Raw genomic sequence first — 18,302 nt, 5'->3', positions numbered from 1 at the left:
AAAATGTATGGAGCCAACAAATTTTAAGCATCTTTTTTCTTCGTACGATAGTAATGAAAATTTGTTTGATGAGATCTTCGATAAGGATCAAAATGTTAGACAAGTTTACAAGAAAATATTCGAGTTATATAACGGTCATTCTATCGACGATTTTGTGAATTTAAACAATAAAGCAAAAACCTTCTTTTTTAATCAAGGTATCACGTTCCAAGTCTATAATGATACCAAACCTAAAGAGAAAATATTTCCCTTCGATTTATTTCCTCGAATAATTGATGCTGAAGAATGGAAAACAATAGAACGAGGTGTGCTTCAGCGTTGCAAGGCTCTTAATGCTTTTATTCACGATATTTATCACGATAAGAATATCATTAAGGCCGGTTTAGTACCTATGGAATTAATTGGTTCTTCGGCCAATTATTTAACACAAATGGTCGATTTAGATCCTGTGGCAGGGATATATAACCATATATCTGGAACAGACCTAATTAAACATTCAGATGGTAAATATTATGTGTTAGAAGATAATATAAGATGTCCGTCGGGAGTAAGTTATGTTATTTACAACCGGAATGCTTTAAAGCGCTCTTTGTTTGGAGTATTCAATCATTATGAGATTCAGCCTGTAGTAGATTATTCAGAAAATTTGTTAGAAATGATGGAATCGGTTAAACCGAAGGGAGTCGATGTTCCAACATGTGTTATTATCACTCCAGGCGTTTTTAATTCGGCTTATTACGAGCATTCATTTTTAGCCAAAACTATGGGTATTGAGTTGGTTGAAGGTCGTGATTTACTTGTTGAAAATGACTTTGTTTATATGAAAACCATAAACGGACTTAAAAAAGTAGATGTAATTTATAGACGAATTGATGATGGCTTTCTCGATCCTTTAGAGTTTAGAAAAGATTCAGCTATTGGTGTGCCCGGATTGTTTGCCGCTTACAAAAAAGGAAATGTAACCCTAGTAAATGCTCCAGGAACAGGGGTCGCAGACGATAAGGCTATTTATACCTATATGCCCGAAATTATAAAGTTTTATTTAGGCGAAAAACCCATATTAAATAATGTGCATACTTATCATTGTAGTAGACCAACCGATTTAAAATACGTATTAGAAAATATTCCGAATTTAGTTGTAAAACCTGTAGATGAAGCTGGTGGTTACGGTATTTCTATCGGAAATAAACTAACCAAGGCAGAAGTAGAAGCGGTAAAGAAAGTAATTCTTGAAAACCCTAGAAAATACATTGCACAGCCTATTATGTCACTTTCTGTGCATGCCACGTATATAGACGAGTGCCAGTCTTTCGAACAGCGACATGTAGATTTAAGAACATTTACCTTACTTGGTCGAGACAAAGAATTTGTATTAAAAGGAGGATTAACTCGTGTAGCATTACAAAAGGGAAATTTAATAGTAAACTCTTCGCAAGGAGGAGGATCAAAAGACACGTGGGTTTTAAAAAAATAATAAATATATGTTAGCAAGAATAGCCAATAACCTATTTTGGATGGGGCGTTATATAGAGCGAGCAGAACATACAGCACGCTTTACAAATGTAAATTATTTTTCATCGTTAGATGCGCCAAATAAATTATCTAGAGATCGTCAATTTGTTCTTAAATCACTTTACGAGATGGTTGGAGAAGAAGATTTTGAAAAAGATGCTGTTTTAGTAGAAGAAGAAGTGCTTTATAATGTGGCCTTAAATCCAGAAAAACATTACTCAATATTACAATGTATTACCTATGCTCGAGAAAACGCAAATAGTTCTAGAGATTTAATTTCGAATGAATTTTATGAAGCTATAAATACCTTTTATCATTCGGTTGTTAATTACTCGAAATCGCATTTTGTAACTCGTGGGTTGCACGATTTTACTAGTCATATTATACATCAATGCAGTATTTTAAAAGGAAAAATTAGAGGGACTATGTTGCACGACGAGATTTATGCTTTAATAAAACTAGGTGTAAATATTGAAAGAGCCACTCAAATTACTAGAATTATACAAATAAAGTACAGCGATGCCGAAATGGTAACTTCAGAAAAACCTAAACGATTGAAAAAGAGTTTCGAATGGACAACGCTGCTAAAATGTGTAGATTCTTTTGATATTAACCGTCGTTTATATAAAAAACCTCCAACAAAATTTACGGCTTTAGAATTTTTAATTTTAAACCCAAACAGTCCGCGAACAGTTTTATATTGCTTAAATCAAATACAAATGCATATCACGTTGTTAGACCCTTTAAAAGCTCATGAAAAAAATACAGCAGCTTTTATTATAGGAAAAATGAAGTGCGAGTATCATTATAAAACGGCTGAAGAATTTCAGGATAATGTAAAAGAATTTATTACTTATACTTTAGATAGTTTAGTTGAAATTAGCGAAAAACTTGAAGAGGAATATTTTTATCATTAAAGTATAGAATTGTAGGTTTTATTTGTTTTAATTTGACGAATTCAATTTTTAATGTAGCATGTTTAATTATAATATAAAATACACTGTCGAAAACACGTACGAGAATCCTGTTTTCGAGGCATTTTGGCAATATTTAGTAATTCCTTTAAACAACGAAACGCAACAGTTAATTTCGAGTGAGTTTAAAACATCTGTCGATAGTAGGATTGAAAAATCTATAAATGGATACAATTTTGAAACGGCTAGAATTCATTGTAAAAAACCGTTCGAGTCTATACAATTTGAAGCTGTTTTTAAAGTCGTAAAAACTGAGGCCGCTCCCCTTAAAAACATTGAAAATTTAAATGATGAAGACGATTTTAAAGCATTAAACGATCTGGATTTTAAAATCGATTTTTATTCTTATTTAAACGGTACGTCACTTACAACCCTTCCAGAACAGTATTCGGGTATATACCTCTTTGATACAACAAAATCTGTTATAGAAAATGTAAAGCTATTAAACGCTTGGGTCTATACACATTTGTATTATAAAACGGAGGTTACAGCTGTAGATACAAGTTTAGCCGAGATTATTGAAAAACGACATGGTGTGTGTCAAGATTTTACACACTTGTTTTGTGCCATTGCCCGCAAAAATAAAGTGCCTGCACGATACGTGTCGGGGTATTTACACCAAGGGAATGGTTTTTTCGGCGATTCGCAAATGCATGCTTGGGTTGAAGTTTTTGTGCCTCATATGGGCTGGATTGGCTTCGACCCGACAAATAATATACTTACCGATCATAATCATATAAAAGTTTCACACGGCAAAGATTATAACGATTGTGCTCCTTTAAAGGGTGTGTTGTATTCTACTGGAGAGAATCAAACCAAATATGAGGTAGAAGTTACCTATCAACAATAAACTGTTAACAGATTTATTTTTGAAAAAAAGTGTAGTACTTTTGAGTAAAATTTAATGATTATGATAACAGCAGATCAAATTAAAGATCTTTCACGCCGCCTTACAGAGCTAAGGCAATATCTTTGACATAGATGTCAAACTAATTGAAATACAAAACGAGGAGGAAAAGACCTTCGATCCAGATTTTTGGAACGATTCTAAAGCTGCAGAAGTAATAATGAAATCGCTTCGTGTAAAAAAGAAATGGGTAGAAGACTTTAATACCGCCACAACACTAGTTGGCGATTTAGAAGTTTTATACGAATTCTACAAAGAAGGCGATTCTACCATGCAGGAAGTTACCGAGCAATTCGAGAAAGCACAAAACCTCTTAGAAGACATCGAGTTTAAAAATATGTTGTCTGAAGAAGGTGATAGTTTAAGTGCTGTTTTACAAATTACAGCCGGTGCAGGGGGGACAGAAAGTTGCGATTGGGCGAGTATGCTTATGCGTATGTATTTAATGTATGCCGAAAAAAATAACTTAAAAGTTAAAGAACTTAACTATCAAGAAGGCGATGTTGCAGGTATTAAAACCGTGACTTTAGAAATTGAAGGCGATTTTGCTTTTGGTTGGCTAAAAGGTGAAAATGGAGTACACCGTTTGGTGCGAATTTCTCCTTTTGATAGTAATGCTAAGCGACATACCAGTTTTGCTTCAGTATACGTTTATCCGTTAGTAGATGATACGATCGAGATTGAAATAAATCCGGCAGATATAGAAATTACTACAGCGCGATCGAGTGGTGCTGGTGGACAAAATGTAAATAAAGTAGAAACCAAAGTACAGCTTACCCATAAACCTACGGGGATACAAATTTCTTGTTCAGAAACACGCTCGCAGCACGATAACAGGTCGAGAGCCTTGCAAATGTTAAAATCGCAATTGTACGAAATTGAATTGCAAAAACAATTGGCGCAACGCGAAGATATAGAGGCTGGGAAAATGAAAATTGAATGGGGTAGCCAAATTAGAAACTATGTTATGCATCCTTATAAATTGGTGAAGGATGTTAGAACAGGGCACGAAACAGGAAATGTAGATGCCGTAATGGATGGCAATATTGATGCCTTTTTAAAAGCCTATCTCATGATGATGGGGCAAAAAACAGAAGATACAAATAACCTATAATCACAATTAATATGATTACGATATACCATAATAACAGATGTAGTAAATCACGTGAAGCCCTTCAAATTCTTGAAGCTTCAGGGAAATCTTTCAATGTTGTGAAATATTTAGAAGATGTTCCAACAAAAGAAGAATTAAAACATATTATCGAATTACTCGATATTATGCCAATAGATTTAGTTCGTAAAAATGAAGAGATTTGGCGAGATAAGTATAAAGACGAAAATCTTACCGATGAAGCTATAATTGATGTAATGTTAGAGCATCCAAAACTTATTGAGCGCCCCATAGTTGTTAATGGAGATAAGGCTGCTATTGGTAGGCCCCCACAAGATATTACTAAAATATTATAATGCTAAAAACCTCTAATTCAACTCATAAATTAGAGGTTTTTTGATTTAACAATCTTTTAACTAAGAGCAATTAAACCAAATGCGTTTCTTGCGGTCTTATTTAATTAAAACGATAAACTCATGAATTTTATAAAACAAGTAGTTCTCAGCCTACTTTTTTTAATTTCTTGCTTTAGCATTCAAGCACAATCCGGAAAAGAGGTCAAAATATCTGGAGTTGTAATTGATAAGGACACCAATGAACCTTTAGAATATGCCACTGTAGCCTTTAAAAATAGTGCCGATGATAGTATAGTAACCGGTGGTATAACCGATACTAGCGGAAAATTTAATATTTCCGTGCCAGAAGGAACCTATAATGTGTCTTTCGAATATATTTCATTTAAAAAACAAACACTTCGAAGTCAAAATTTTACAAAAAACACCAATTTAGGGACGATCTTTTTGGTGATGGATATGGCAGCTTTAGATGAGGTTGAAATTATTGCAGAAAAAACGACGGTAGATATAAAGCTAGATAAAAAGATATATAACGTTGGTCAAGATTTAACGGTTAGCGGTGGTACAGTAAGCGATGTTTTAGATAATGTCCCTTCTGTTTCTGTAGATGTAGAAGGTAATGTAGCCTTAAGAGGAAACGATAATGTTACCATTTTAATAAACGGTAAACCTTCAGGTTTAGTAGGGTTAGATTCTACAGAAGCTTTAAGACAACTTCCTGCAGACGCCATAGAACGTGTAGAGGTCATTACATCGCCTTCAGCGCGATATGATGCGGAAGGAACGGGAGGTATTTTAAATATTATTTTAAGACGAAGTAAACTTCAAGGTTTAAATGGTTCTATAACAGCAAACGGAGGGTATCCGGCTACAGCCGGAGTTTCTGGAAATATTAATTACAGAACAGGTAATTTTAATTTCTTTAATACTACGGGGTATTCTTACCGTGAATCTCCAGGGAATGCAACCACAAAAACACAATATTTTAATGAAGAGTTTGATGATGAGGGGAATATTATAGGCGATCTTCCGGATACCTACTTAAACGAATATCGTGAGTTTGACAGAATTAGAAAAGGTTTAAACACCAATCTAGGAGTGGAGTGGTATATTAACGATAATACCTCGTTAACTGCTGCGGTGTTTTATAAGGATAGCAATAATGAAACCAACACGACCAATAATATTGATGAAATAGATGACTTAGGAAACCTTATCAATAATACCTTAAGGTTTGACCCAGAGACAGAAGATGATAAAACCATTCAATATTCTATTAATTTCGATAAGCAATTTGCAGACAAGCCAGGACACAAATTAACTTTCGATTTTCAATTAGAAAACTCTCAAGAAGATGAAAATTCTCAGATTACAGAAAATGGTCTAAATACAGAAAAGGTGAGAACCTTAGAGAATCAAGATAATATTTTAATTCAATCAGACTATGTGTTGCCAATTAAAGAAAATGGGCAGTTTGAATTTGGATATCGTGGCGATTTTAATAAACTCGATACCGATTATACGTTGGCATTTTACGAAGATGGTGAGTTTGTTATCGATACAGATGTTAGTAATAATTTAATTTATACCGAGCATATTAATGCGCTTTATACCCAATTTGGAAACAAGGTTAAAGAGAAGTTTTCGTATTTATTGGGTTTACGTATGGAATCTACAAATATTACCATAGACCAAGAAACAAGTAACGACTACGAAAAGAAAAACTATATAGGATGGTTTCCAACCATAAATTTAGGCTACGAGTTTACTGAGAATCAAAGTATCATGTTAGGGTATAACCGTCGTATTCGTAGACCGCGATCTCGTTACATTAACCCTTTCCCTTCAAGAAGTAGTGCCACTAACTTATTTCAAGGAAACCCAGATCTAGATCCGAGTTATTCTGATGCCATCGATTTAGGATATTTAAACGATTTTGGTAAGTTAACTTTAAATTCTTCTGTGTATTACCAACATTCAACAGATGTGTTTACGTTTATTACCGAAGCCACTGGAGAAACTGTAATTGTGGGAGGAACAGAAGTTCCTGTAATTAAAAGAACACCTATAAATTTAGCGACAAACGACCGTTATGGTGTAGAGTTTACAACTACTTATAAGCCGACAAAAAAGTGGAATATGAATGCAAATTTCAACTTTTTTAATTCCATTACCCGTGGTGATTACAAAGGAATTAATTTTGATGCCGATAACTTAAGTTGGTTTATTAGATTTAATAATAAGTACACTTTGCCAGGAGAAGTAGAATGGCAAACGCGTTTAATGTATATGGGACCTAATGAAGATGCTCAAAACAAATCTGAAGGTATATTCTCGGCAGATTTAGCTTTCAGTAAAGATATTTTCAACAAAAACGCATCTCTTACTTTTAATATTAGCGACTTGTTCAATTCAAGAAAACGTGCAACAGTATCTACAACAGATACGTATATCAGCGATAGCGAATTTCAATTTAGACAACGTTCGTTTAATTTAGCATTTACTTACAGATTCAATCAGCAGAAGAAACGTCAGGAACGCAGAGAACGTGGTGGCGATGATGGTGGTGATATGGATTTTGATGGTTAAAAACTTAAAAGCTTTCTGTAAAGGAAGCTTTTTTCTTAAATACCTATTAGATTTTAATGTTTAATAGGTATTCTATATTTTTTTAAGGTAAAACTCGTTACTTATAAATATATTTGAAACATTAAAAATCATTTATGTTTAAAAGACTTCTTGCCACTTTATTGCTATTAACTTCTATTATAGGCATAGCTCAAGATTATTCCGATCGTTGGGAGGGTTATTTTTCATATTACAATATCAAGGACGTTGCGGCAAGCGAGACTAAAATTTATGCTGCCTCAGAGAATGCTGTTTTTACTTACGATTTAGTTACCCAAGAAATTCAAACCCTTTCTACAATTCACGGACTTGCGGGAGAGGCTATTTCTACTATCTATTATAGTGTCGAGTTTGGAGATTTGGTTATTGGTTATGAAAATGGTTTAATGGAAATTATTTTAGAAGAAGAATCTAAAGTAATAAGAGTTGTCGATATTGTTGAAAAACCTACAATTCCGCCAAATAGTAAGCGAATTAATCATATAAATGAATATGAAGGTGTCCTTTATATTTCAACAAATTACGGCGTATCGGTTTACGATTTAAATCGATTAGAGTTTGGAGATACGTATTTCATAGGAGATTCGGGAGTACAAACTATAGTTACCCAAACAACAGTTTCTAACGGTTTTATTTTTGCTGCATGCGAGAACGCAACAGGACTTAAGCGTGCCGAAATTAATAATAGTAATTTAATAGATTACAAACAATGGACTAAAATATCTGCCGGAAATTTTTTAGCAGTACAAGCGGTGGGGAATTCTGTTTATGCCCTAAATACTAATGGAACAATCTTTAGAGTAGAGAATAATTTAACATCATTAAAAACTTTTCAGGAAGTACCTGTTGATGTAAAATCGTCAAATAACGAGCTTATTGTAACCACTGCAAATCATGTGTATTTATATTCAAGTGATTTTAGATTAATTTCTGAAGTTTTTGCTAATGATGCCTATAATACAAATTATACATCGTCTATAACAACTATCGACGACTTTTTTATTGGCTCAGATAGCTTTGGTGTTTTAAAAGCGCCTATAACCAATACCTCTTTTTTTGAACCTATTCTACCAGACGGTCCCTTAATGAATTCGGCATTCTCGGTTCAGGCTGCGTATAATAATTTGTGGGTAACCTATGGCGATTATACCCAGACGTATAATCCTTCACCATTAAAAAGTAGCGGAATCAGTCATCTAAAAAATGGAGAATGGCATAATATTCCTAAGGATAGCGTGCTAAATGCAACAAATTTAAATGTGATAAGTATTAATCCTAATAAGATAAATCAGGTTTTTATAAGTTCATTTCAAAACGGAATTTTAGAGGTCAATGACGATGTGCCAACAGTTTTATATAATGAAGATAATAGTGGCCTAGAACCAATAGAAAATACCACAAGTATTCGTGTAAGCGCGTCCACATTCGATGATGAAGGCTTGTTATGGTCCTTAACTGGCCGTGTTTTAAGCCCGCTTAAATCTTACGACCCAAAATCAAATCAGTGGAAATCTTATAGCTTTGAAGGCTTATATACCGATGGGTTACGAGGCGAATGGGGATTTTCGGACATTGCAATAGATAATTCTGGAGTGGTTTGGACTGGAGGCTATCAAACTGGATTAGTGGGTTACGACTATAAGGCAGGGACTTCAAAAATAATTAGTTTTAGCGAGGAGAGTCAGAATATGCCATCTTCTGCAGTAAATTCTATTGCAATAGACAGAAGTAATCAAATTTGGATTGGAACTTATAACGGACTTAGGGTGCTGTATAACCCTTCAAGTGCGTTTACAGACACTAATGCTCAGGTCAGTGAGATTGTGATTTTAGATGATGGGATTCCTAAAGAATTATTATACCAAGAATATATAACGAGTATCGAAGTTGATGGTTCTAATAATAAATGGATAGGAACCATAGGCTCTGGTATATTCTATTTTTCGTCTGATGGGCAAGAAACAATTTACCATTTTACTATAGATAATTCGCCGTTACCTTCGAATAATATTATTGATGTTAGTATTGATAGCACGAACGGAAAGGTTTTTATAGCGACAGATAAAGGCTTGGTTGCTTTTAAATCGGGGAGTTCTCAACCAGAAGATAATTACGATAAGGCGTTTGTTTACCCAAATCCGGTACGACCTACATTTAATATTACCGAAGATATGGTGAAAATTAAAGGTATTACCGAAAATGTAAATATTAAAATTACCGATGTTGAAGGGAATTTGGTTGCCGAGGCACAATCTAATAATAACACAAGGTATAAGGGGTATAATCTAGAAATTGATGGCGGAACCGCCTTTTGGAATGGTAAAAATTTAGCCAATCGGGTGGTGCGTTCGGGGGTGTATCTCATCATGCTGTCCGACACTAGAACTTTTGAAACTAAAGTGCTAAAATTAATGATTATTAGATAATGTTTCTCTCTACACAAGCTATTGTATTATCTAAAATAAAGTATCGCGATAATGACCTTATAGTAAGTTGTTACACCAAAGAAGTTGGGCTAATAAGTTTTTTGCTTCGTGGTGTTTTAAAGAGTAAAAAAGGGCATACAAAAGCAGCATATTTCCAATTGTTATCTCAAATCCAGATTGATGCCGATATAAAACAAAACAGAACCTTACAAACGCTTAAAGATGTTAAAATTAATGTGCTTTATAGAACCTTACATACCGAGGTACTTAAGAGTTCTATAGTTATGTTTTTGGCCGATGTTTTAGCTATGGTTTTAAAGGAAGAAGAAGCCAATACAGAGTTGTTCGAGTATATTGAAAACAGTTTAAATATTTTGGATGAAACAACAGAGTCATCCAACTTCCATTTGGTGTTTTTAGCGCAATTAACCAAGTATTTAGGGTTTTCTCCAGATACCTCAAACAGCCATTTTAATTACTTCAATTTAAGCTCTGGACAATTCGAAACACAATCGAAAAGCATATATTCTATTACTGGTGATAATTTAAAGTTTTTAAAACTTTCTTTAGGCATACTATTTGATGATTTATCAGAGATGAAAATGAGTTCTAAACAGCGACAATCCTTTTTAGAGATGTTGCTTTTATATTACGAACTCCATCTCGGGCATTTTAAAAAACCAAGATCCTTAGCCGTTTTTAGTCAGGTGTTTAGTTAAACGGCACTTAAATGTTGTGTATGCATATAAAACTACTTACAGTACTTCTTTTATTTTTCTGTGTAACAATTCAGGCTCAAAATATTACCATTTTAAATAGTAATACTAATACACCTATACCTGGTGTTGCGGTATTTAATGCGGACAAAACTAAAAGTGAAATTTCAGATTTTGAGGGTATGGTGTCTCTTCAAAATTTTCAAACCAACGAAACCATTTTTTTTAAGCATTTAGGATTTCAAGATTTCGTAATAGAAAAATCAAAATTAAACACGTCTCTAATTATTCTGTTAGAACCCAATACTGAAGGGTTGGATGAGGTCGTAATTTCGGCATCAAAATTTGAGCAGATTAAACGTGATATTCCCCAAAAAATAGTGTCGATAACTTCTGAAGCTATAGCGTTTGATAACCCTCAAACTAGTGCCGACCTTCTAGAAGATACTGGGAATGTATATATTCAAAAAAGTCAATTAGGAGGCGGAAGCCCTATGATTCGTGGGTTGTCTACCAACAGGTTGTTACTTACTGTAGACGGTGTGCGTATGAACAATGCTATTTTTAGGGACGGAAATGTGCAAAATGTAATATCTATAGATCCGTTTAGTATTCAAAATACCGAAGTCATTTTAGGGGCTGGTTCTGTAGTTTATGGTAGCGATGCTATAGGTGGGGTTATGAGTTTTTATACTAAAAAGCCCCAATTGTCGTATAGCGAAGATACAGAGTTTAGTGCGAATTCTACCTTACGATTTGCCTCTGCAAATACAGAAAAAACGGGACATATAGATTTTAATATCGGATTAGAAAAGTGGGCTTTTTTAAGTAGTGTCAGTTATACCGATTTTGATGATTTAAGAATGGGAAGCCACGGTCCAGACGACTATTTAAGACCAGAATATGTAGTCACCGAAAATGGGGAAGATAAAATTGTTCAAAATCCAAACCCTAAAGTTCAAGTTCCAACAGGATACAGCCAAATAAACCTTATGCAAAAGGTACGTTTTGAGCCTAAAAATAACTTAAATTTTAATTTAGGGTTGTATTATTCAACAACTACAGACTACTCTAGATACGATAGATTATTGCGTTATAAAGGAGACGATTTACGTTCTGCCGAGTGGTATTATGGTCCGCAACGTTGGTTTATGTCTAATTTTCAAATCACTAAATTAAGTAGTCATTCAGCTTTTTTCGATAAATTTCAAGCAAATATTGCATATCAAAATTTTCAAGAAAGTCGTGTAGATCGCGATTATCAATCTCCGATTAGAAATTCTACAGAGGAACATGTAGATGCTATTTCTGCGAATATCGATTTTGAAAAACAACTCAGTTTAAAGAGTCAGTTGTTTTATGGTTTAGAGTACGTTTATAATAAAATTCATTCTTACGGGGAGCAAGAAAATATCGAGGACAACACTACTATAGCGGCAATTTCTAGGTATCCAAACGGATCAGATTGGGCTTCTATGTCGGCCTATACAAGCTTAAAGTATAAACCGAGTAAGTATTTTGTTTTACAAACCGGTTTACGGTATAATTATGTGTTAGCCCATGCAAATTTTCAAGAGAATAATGTTTTTTTAAATCTTCCATTCGAAACTTCAGAAGTTAATACCGGAGCACTTACAGGGACAGCTGGAATTAGTTGGAATCCTGCAGAAATTATTCAGTGGAAATTAAATTTTTCAACCGCTTTTAGAGCGCCAAATATAGATGATTTAGGTAAGGTTTTCGATTCAGAACCTGGTGCTGTTGTTGTTCCTAATAACGATATTAAACCCGAATATGCATATACAGGAGATCTTGGGGTGCGTTTAAATTTCGACAATAAAGTTGTGCTAGATGCGGCTACTTATTATACGTATTTAGAAGATGCCTTGGTGCGAAGAGATTTTGAATTGAATGGCGATAGTATGATAGATTATAATGGGGAAGAAAGTCGTGTTCAAGCCATTCAGAATGCTGCAGAAGCCCGAATTTATGGATTCGAAGTTGGAGTCCAAATTCATTTTTCTGAAGCTTTAAAACTTACTTCTCAATACAATATTATTAGTGGGTTTGAAATGGAAGATGATGAAAAATTGCCTTTAAGACATGCTGCTCCCGATTTTGGAAACACCCATATTATTTGGGAAAGCAATAAATTTTCTATCGATGCTTATGCTATGTATAATGATGAAATGTCTTATGATGATTTGGCACCATCAGAGCAAAGTAAGGATTATATGTATGCTAAAGATGAAAACGGAAATCCGTACACGCCTTCTTGGTACACATTAAATTTGCGTACACAATATCAATTCTCACCGGCCTTTACATTTACCGCAAGTTTAGAAAATATTACAGACCAACGTTACAGACCTTATTCTTCAGGGATTTCTGGTGCAGGAAGAAATTTAATTCTGGCTGTGAGATATAGTATTTAAGCATGTGTTTTATTTAGTCTGCAATAAACTTTCTATTCAAAATAGTGCCGTTCGTGCAATAGGCACTAAGCAAATACATACCAGATTTTAAGTTAGGTAAATTACAAGTTACACGATTTTCGTTTGTTTTAATTTGATGCATTTCTTGACCTAAAGTATTGTGAATTTTGATAGACTCCATCTGTAATTGATTTGAATCTAATTTAAAAAGCCATTGATTCTCATCGTGTTGAATGATACTTAATTTAGAATGATGTTCTAAATCGTCAGTATGCAAAGCAGGAGCTTTAAATGAAATATAAAACCGATTATTAAATACTCCAGTTTCTGAAGTAAATTTATATCCAGATTCTTTTAAGTCGTGAAATGTATTTAAAAGCCGATCTTCTAAAAAGAGTGGGTTTTCAGTTAAAAAAGAGCCTTCAAAATCGTCTATTGCTATAGTGAATATGGTAGGGACTTTAATCGATGTATAAAATCCTAAATTGATGTCTTCATCAATTGAAATACTTTGTGATGCTTTCCCCTGAATCACTAATTTTTTGTCAGATTGATGTAATGTAGAATATAATTTTGCAGAAATATCTTTTGAAATATGAGTTTCTAAATCGAAATAACTGCCATCATAATCGTCTGTAGCTCCAGAGGTATAACTTATTAAAGTCTGACTAAAAACACCATTGTTCGATGTTAAATTCAGCCAAATTTTATTAGTATTTGAAGCTCTAAAAAATTGCGTGTTTTTATCGGTTACACGCATACTATTATTAAACTCCACATTGGCGTAAGCATTAGGAAAATCATCTGAAAATTTCACAAAGAATCCTTGACAAGAGGGTATGTAATTATCGGGTTTAGTCCCTGTGCCTTGTTGTGCGGCTATAGATCCCGAACCGTTAATTATAGCATAATCGGACGGGCTAAAATTATAAAGATGGTTACCGTTAAAATCTTTAGAAGGGGGCGTATCATGAGACCATAAATAAATTACACCTTCTAAGGGGCCTGCAGGATTTTTAACATGTACATTGGCATCAAAAAAAGCATCTACATCTATGGCAGAGGGATACGGATTGCCTATTAAATTCCAATTGCTATCTAGTGTCGAGACATCATTACGTTCAATAGGTGTTAAAATTGTTCCGTTATTAAAATCGCCTGTAAAGCTATAGGTATAAGTAAGTCCTGAAGTAAAATTAGTACTCGAATGTGTAGCAGCATACCCTACGCCGGCTTGTAATTTATCTGTTCTTTTAATGCTTTCTAATTCACTAATGGCTTGCCAATCGTTCGCATCGTCATCTACATCATCTTGTCCTAATTCTTGAGCATTATTGTTGTTTTCTTCTTTATAAATATCTACAAAATTTGCAGCTTTAAACCAATATAATCGTTTAGAATGGGCAAACACATCTTCAAAGCTAGCGTTGGAAACGGGAGTACTCCAATAGGTGTACTCTAGCCAATCTTTTAAAATGGCAGTTTCTTTTTCAACAGTAATAGTTCCAGAATTAGTGTTTGGTGTATCTTCAACTTGCACAAAGGAGCCTTGGTTTTTTACAATTACATTACCTTCTACTATTAAATTTCGGTCAACTTTTACAAAAGTATTTGCATCTATTGTTAAGGTGTTATCTATCGGAATATACAAACCGCAAGTCGTAATATTTCCGTGTAAAGCGGTAGTGAAATTGTTATTAAGTATGGTGAATGAACTAAGAGTTGGTTCGCGATTATCTTCCCAAGCAGAACCATTCCAAACACTTTTGTCTAATGCAATTTTAGTACTGTGAGTCGCTGTAAAACATAATTCAGAATCCTCCTGAACACGACAGAAATACTGATTCCCATTAACATTAACCGTGTTTAGAATGTGTAGGGTAGAAGTTTGTGCACCATCGTGATTGTCGTCGTTGCTAACCAAGTGCCACATATCATCTCCAGGTTGGTTGTAAAGCCATTGGTAGGTTAACGACTTTTGTCCGCTAAATCCTTCTTGTGCAGTGGTGTTAAGTAAGACGCTTAAACTACAATTGGCAGTAGTATTACTAGGCTGTGCGCTTATAGTTGGGGCACTTCCTGTAACGAAATCATAGTGTCCAATATCGGTATAGTCTTCGGTACTAAAAACATTCCAATCGTTTGTATCCCAGGTAGTACCTGGTAGGTTAGCTAGGTTGTTTTTTCGTCTGTACGTATATCCTTTTGGAGTCATGGTAAACGGCTCACCCGTTGTAGTTCCCCAAACATCAATCCAATTCTCATTTTTATAAAGTCGAATATGGTCGTTTCCATTTATACCAAAATAAGTACTTAGTTGATCGAAACCGTATGTTGAATTGGGGTATTCCGTAGCTTTAGCACCAAAAGCAATAACATAAACGTCCCTATTTTTTAAAACAACATGTTCTAGCGGAATTGACCGAATGGTTGTGGCATTATAATGTATCTCGATAGTGTAATCCGCTAAATTTACAGCCGTTCCTGTGCCGTTAAAAATTTCTATATAAGAATGCGAACCAGTAGGATGATCGGTAATTTCACTAATAAACAAATCTGTAGGCGTATATTCTGGGGCACCATCGCAGTCACGTAATGTGGTTGTAATCAGGTTAAAGTTAGTCTCGCTACTACATCCTAAATCGTTTGTAATAGTGAGATTTCCAGATGTCGCGTTTTCTGGAATAGTAACTTCTATTTCTGTTTCCGAAATAGGTGTAACTAAAGCAGAAACCCCGTTGAGGTTTGCCGTAGTTTCTGTGCCAAAATCAGAGTCGGTAATAGTTACAACGGTTCCTACTGGGCCACTTGAAGGGAGTGCCATAAGTGTTGAGGACGAGCAAATTCCTGTACCTTGAACCTCGAACGTATAGGGGTTTTCGTTACTGTCATTGTTCCCTATGTTGATTATCGAAGTGCGTATGCCAGATGTTGAAGGGGTGAATTCTATTTGAAAGGGTATTTTAGTTTCACTTGAAATGGTACTGAATTCAGGATTCGAAAGGATCTTAAATTCTGAAGCGTTTGAAGATGTAACGTCATAAATGGTTAAATCTAAATTCCCTTCGTTATGAATATAATAGGATTTGCTATTCGCAGTTTCTCCAACTTGTGTTGATGCAAAAATGGTGTTGTAACCTATGTTGGCTTCTGCTCCCGATGGAATGGAGGCTTCTGTGTTACGCTCTATATCTATTTCTGGGCCAGATTCAATACCGGTTCCTAATAAAATAATGTTGCAATTCCCTTCATTCGTATCGGTGTTTATAATGTTCAGACTCCCATTTATTGGTCCTGTAACATCGGGATGGAATATAATGGTGAGTTGTAGATTTTCATTAGGAAGAATGGTTACGGGTACCGGTATTTCAGTTGTTGTAAAGTTGTTTGTGGTTGTGATTTCAGAAATTTCCAAATCGACATCGCCTGTATTCTTTAATGTTAGTGTTATTTGTTTGGTTTCACCGATATACGTGTCTTCAAAACTACTAGTAAAACCACAATTTTGAGGGTTATTTAATGCATCCAAAATCTGTAATTCTGGGGCATTTATGTTTTCACACGAAATACTTACATCATCTAAATAAAAAGAGCCGCCTTCACGATGAGACATAATTATCCGAATAAAATAAAGGCCCGTTAAGTTTAAATTAATGTTGAATTCTTGGTGTGTTGTACTAGTTGTTTCAGCTGTTATGGTTTCAACATCATTCCATGAACCAGAACCTGTTGTACTGTATTGAATGCTTAGAGATCTAGTAGTTGTAGCGACCGATTTTGCTAATTGAAATTTTATGCTTTTAGGATTGGTAAGTGCACTTTTGGTTACAATATAATCGTGTAAATCATTAAAACCTACACCATTTCCGCTTGTGGCAGGCAAAGGAGTTCGGTAAGTCCCTGAATCTGTCCAATTTCCATAGTTGGTATCAAAATTATCCGATAAACATTGGGAGAAATTTAAAGTAATTACGGATAAAAATAATACTATTGCAATAGTATATTTTAATTTCATCGGTGTAAATTAATTTATAAATCTCGGGGAGAACATTAAAGTTAAAATAAAAAACACTGAAAATCAAGTGTTTAAAAACAAATATTTAAAATTATACGTGAATCAGCATAAAACTTTTACGGTAGAAGAGGCGAAACGCGCATTAGAACGGTATTGCGTATACCAAGAACGTTGCCATAAAGAAGTGCTAGACAAGCTGAAAAGTATGCATATGATTCCTGATGCTATTGATGTGGTTATTGTGCATTTGTTACAACACGATTTTTTAAATGAAGAACGTTTTGCAAAGGCTTATGTACGAGGAAAATTTAAATATAAGAATTGGGGAAGAAACCGATTAACGGCCGAATTGAAACGCAGGCAAATCAGTAAGTTTAATATACAAACGGGACTTAAAGAACTGGATGATTTAGATTATTATGGCACATTTGATGCTTTGGCTGAACGTAAATGTGAGTTGATTAAAGAATCTAATCCGTATAAAAAGAAGAAGAAATTAGCCGACTATTTATTGTATCGTGGTTGGGAATCGCCCTTGGTTTACGAGAAAGTGAATGCCTTAATTTCATAAATAAATGAGGCTATCCAAAAAGCATAAAAACTCGTCATTCTGAATTTATTTCAGAAACTCATCATATTTATAACTAAATATGTAAGAGCCTGAATCCTTATTCAGGTTGACGACAATTTAACTATTTAGATAGCCTTTTTTAAGGAATACAGTTAACTTTTATAAATTAAAAGAGGCTCCAAAATTAAACACAAACTGATTGTTTAATTTTTCGGCAGGCGTTAAATGTCCGGTATCGTATTTTGCAATTGGAAACCCTGCTTCTGTATAAATTCCAAATCCGTCAGTAAAGAAATATCTTGCTCCTACATGACCTCCAAAATTCCTTAAACTAAAACTTAAGCCTGGATATAAATCAAATTGGCTACCAATGCCAATAACATTAGAAAGGTTAGCGTTGAAACGGGCTTTAATATCGAAACGATCGTTAAAATTAGCGTCAATATCATCGTTTACACCTAGTACATAGGTTGAAGCAATTCCGAACGAAATATTATCGCCAACACCAAAATCGTAGGTTCCATTTATACCAGTTCCATTATTTTGAAAACTTGGCCCGATTTGAAATTTCATATCTCCTTTACCATCAAAAGCTTGAGCATTGGCAAAAGAAACGACGCATAACAACGCGATGACTAATATATTTTTCAT

At 34.4% G+C, this 18,302-nt stretch carries 12 protein-coding genes; 10 read left to right on the top strand and 2 right to left on the bottom strand.

The genetic code is table 11. The annotated features are described in order from the left end of the window. Positions 1–7: 7 nt before the first annotated feature. From A9D35_RS10045 to A9D35_RS10005, 9 genes are all read left to right on the top strand, one after another. Positions 8–1,474, top strand: coding sequence for a circularly permuted type 2 ATP-grasp protein (locus tag A9D35_RS10045; protein WP_066222434.1), 1,467 nt, complete (start codon positions 8–10; stop codon positions 1,472–1,474). A 7-nt stretch (positions 1,475–1,481) separates the two neighbouring features. Further along, a complete protein-coding gene (locus A9D35_RS10040; RefSeq protein ID WP_066222431.1) occupies positions 1,482–2,429 on the top strand; it encodes an alpha-E domain-containing protein in 948 nt (315 codons plus the stop codon). Between the two features lie 58 nt (positions 2,430–2,487). Then, complete coding sequence (locus tag A9D35_RS10035) at positions 2,488–3,336, top strand: transglutaminase-like domain-containing protein (RefSeq protein ID WP_066222428.1); 849 nt, start codon at positions 2,488–2,490, stop codon at positions 3,334–3,336. A 60-nt stretch (positions 3,337–3,396) separates the two neighbouring features. Further along, a protein-coding gene (gene prfB, locus A9D35_RS10030; RefSeq protein WP_141675510.1) for a peptide chain release factor 2 occupies positions 3,397–4,507 on the top strand; the annotation gives its coding sequence in 2 pieces (ribosomal slippage) (positions 3,397–3,459 and positions 3,461–4,507; 1,110 coding nt in all). Between the two features lie 11 nt (positions 4,508–4,518). Then, a complete protein-coding gene (gene arsC, locus A9D35_RS10025; protein WP_066222422.1) occupies positions 4,519–4,860 on the top strand; it encodes an arsenate reductase (glutaredoxin) in 342 nt (113 codons plus the stop codon). A 120-nt stretch (positions 4,861–4,980) separates the two neighbouring features. Continuing rightward, positions 4,981–7,449, top strand: coding sequence for a TonB-dependent receptor (locus tag A9D35_RS10020; protein WP_066222419.1), 2,469 nt, complete (start codon positions 4,981–4,983; stop codon positions 7,447–7,449). A gap of 134 nt (positions 7,450–7,583) precedes the next feature. Next, the gene (porZ, locus tag A9D35_RS10015) at positions 7,584–9,914 is read left to right on the top strand and encodes a type IX secretion system anionic LPS delivery protein PorZ (protein WP_066222417.1); all 2,331 of its coding nucleotides are present in this window, start codon (positions 7,584–7,586) and stop codon (positions 9,912–9,914) included. Beyond that, entirely contained in the window at positions 9,914–10,633 is a 720-nt protein-coding gene (recO, locus tag A9D35_RS10010; protein WP_066222415.1) for a DNA repair protein RecO, read from the top strand. Before porZ ends, recO begins: the two co-directional genes overlap by 1 nt. Before the next feature lie 20 nt (positions 10,634–10,653). Then, positions 10,654–13,065, top strand: a complete 2,412-nt coding sequence (locus A9D35_RS10005) for a TonB-dependent receptor (protein WP_066222410.1) — start codon at positions 10,654–10,656, stop codon at positions 13,063–13,065. 13 nt (positions 13,066–13,078) lie between these two features. On the opposite strand, the gene A9D35_RS10000 is transcribed toward A9D35_RS10005, so the two are convergent. Beyond that, on the bottom strand, positions 13,079–17,080 hold the full coding sequence (locus A9D35_RS10000) for a RemA C-terminal-like gliding motility protein (RefSeq protein WP_066222408.1): 4,002 nt from the start codon (positions 17,078–17,080) through the stop codon (positions 13,079–13,081). A gap of 97 nt (positions 17,081–17,177) precedes the next feature. On the opposite strand from A9D35_RS10000, the gene A9D35_RS09995 reads away from it, so the two are divergent. Further along, positions 17,178–17,651 (top strand): regulatory protein RecX, encoded by a 474-nt coding sequence (locus A9D35_RS09995; RefSeq protein ID WP_066225995.1) that lies wholly within the window; start codon positions 17,178–17,180, stop codon positions 17,649–17,651. Between the two features lie 159 nt (positions 17,652–17,810). On the opposite strand, the gene A9D35_RS09990 is transcribed toward A9D35_RS09995, so the two are convergent. Then, positions 17,811–18,302, bottom strand: coding sequence for a DUF6646 family protein (locus A9D35_RS09990; RefSeq protein WP_066222405.1), 492 nt, complete (start codon positions 18,300–18,302; stop codon positions 17,811–17,813).

The organism is Formosa haliotis (assembly GCF_001685485.1).
Taxonomy (GTDB): domain Bacteria; phylum Bacteroidota; class Bacteroidia; order Flavobacteriales; family Flavobacteriaceae; genus Formosa; species Formosa haliotis.
Note: the sequence above shows the minus strand (reverse complement) of the source record. Positions and strands in the feature narration are given on the sequence as shown.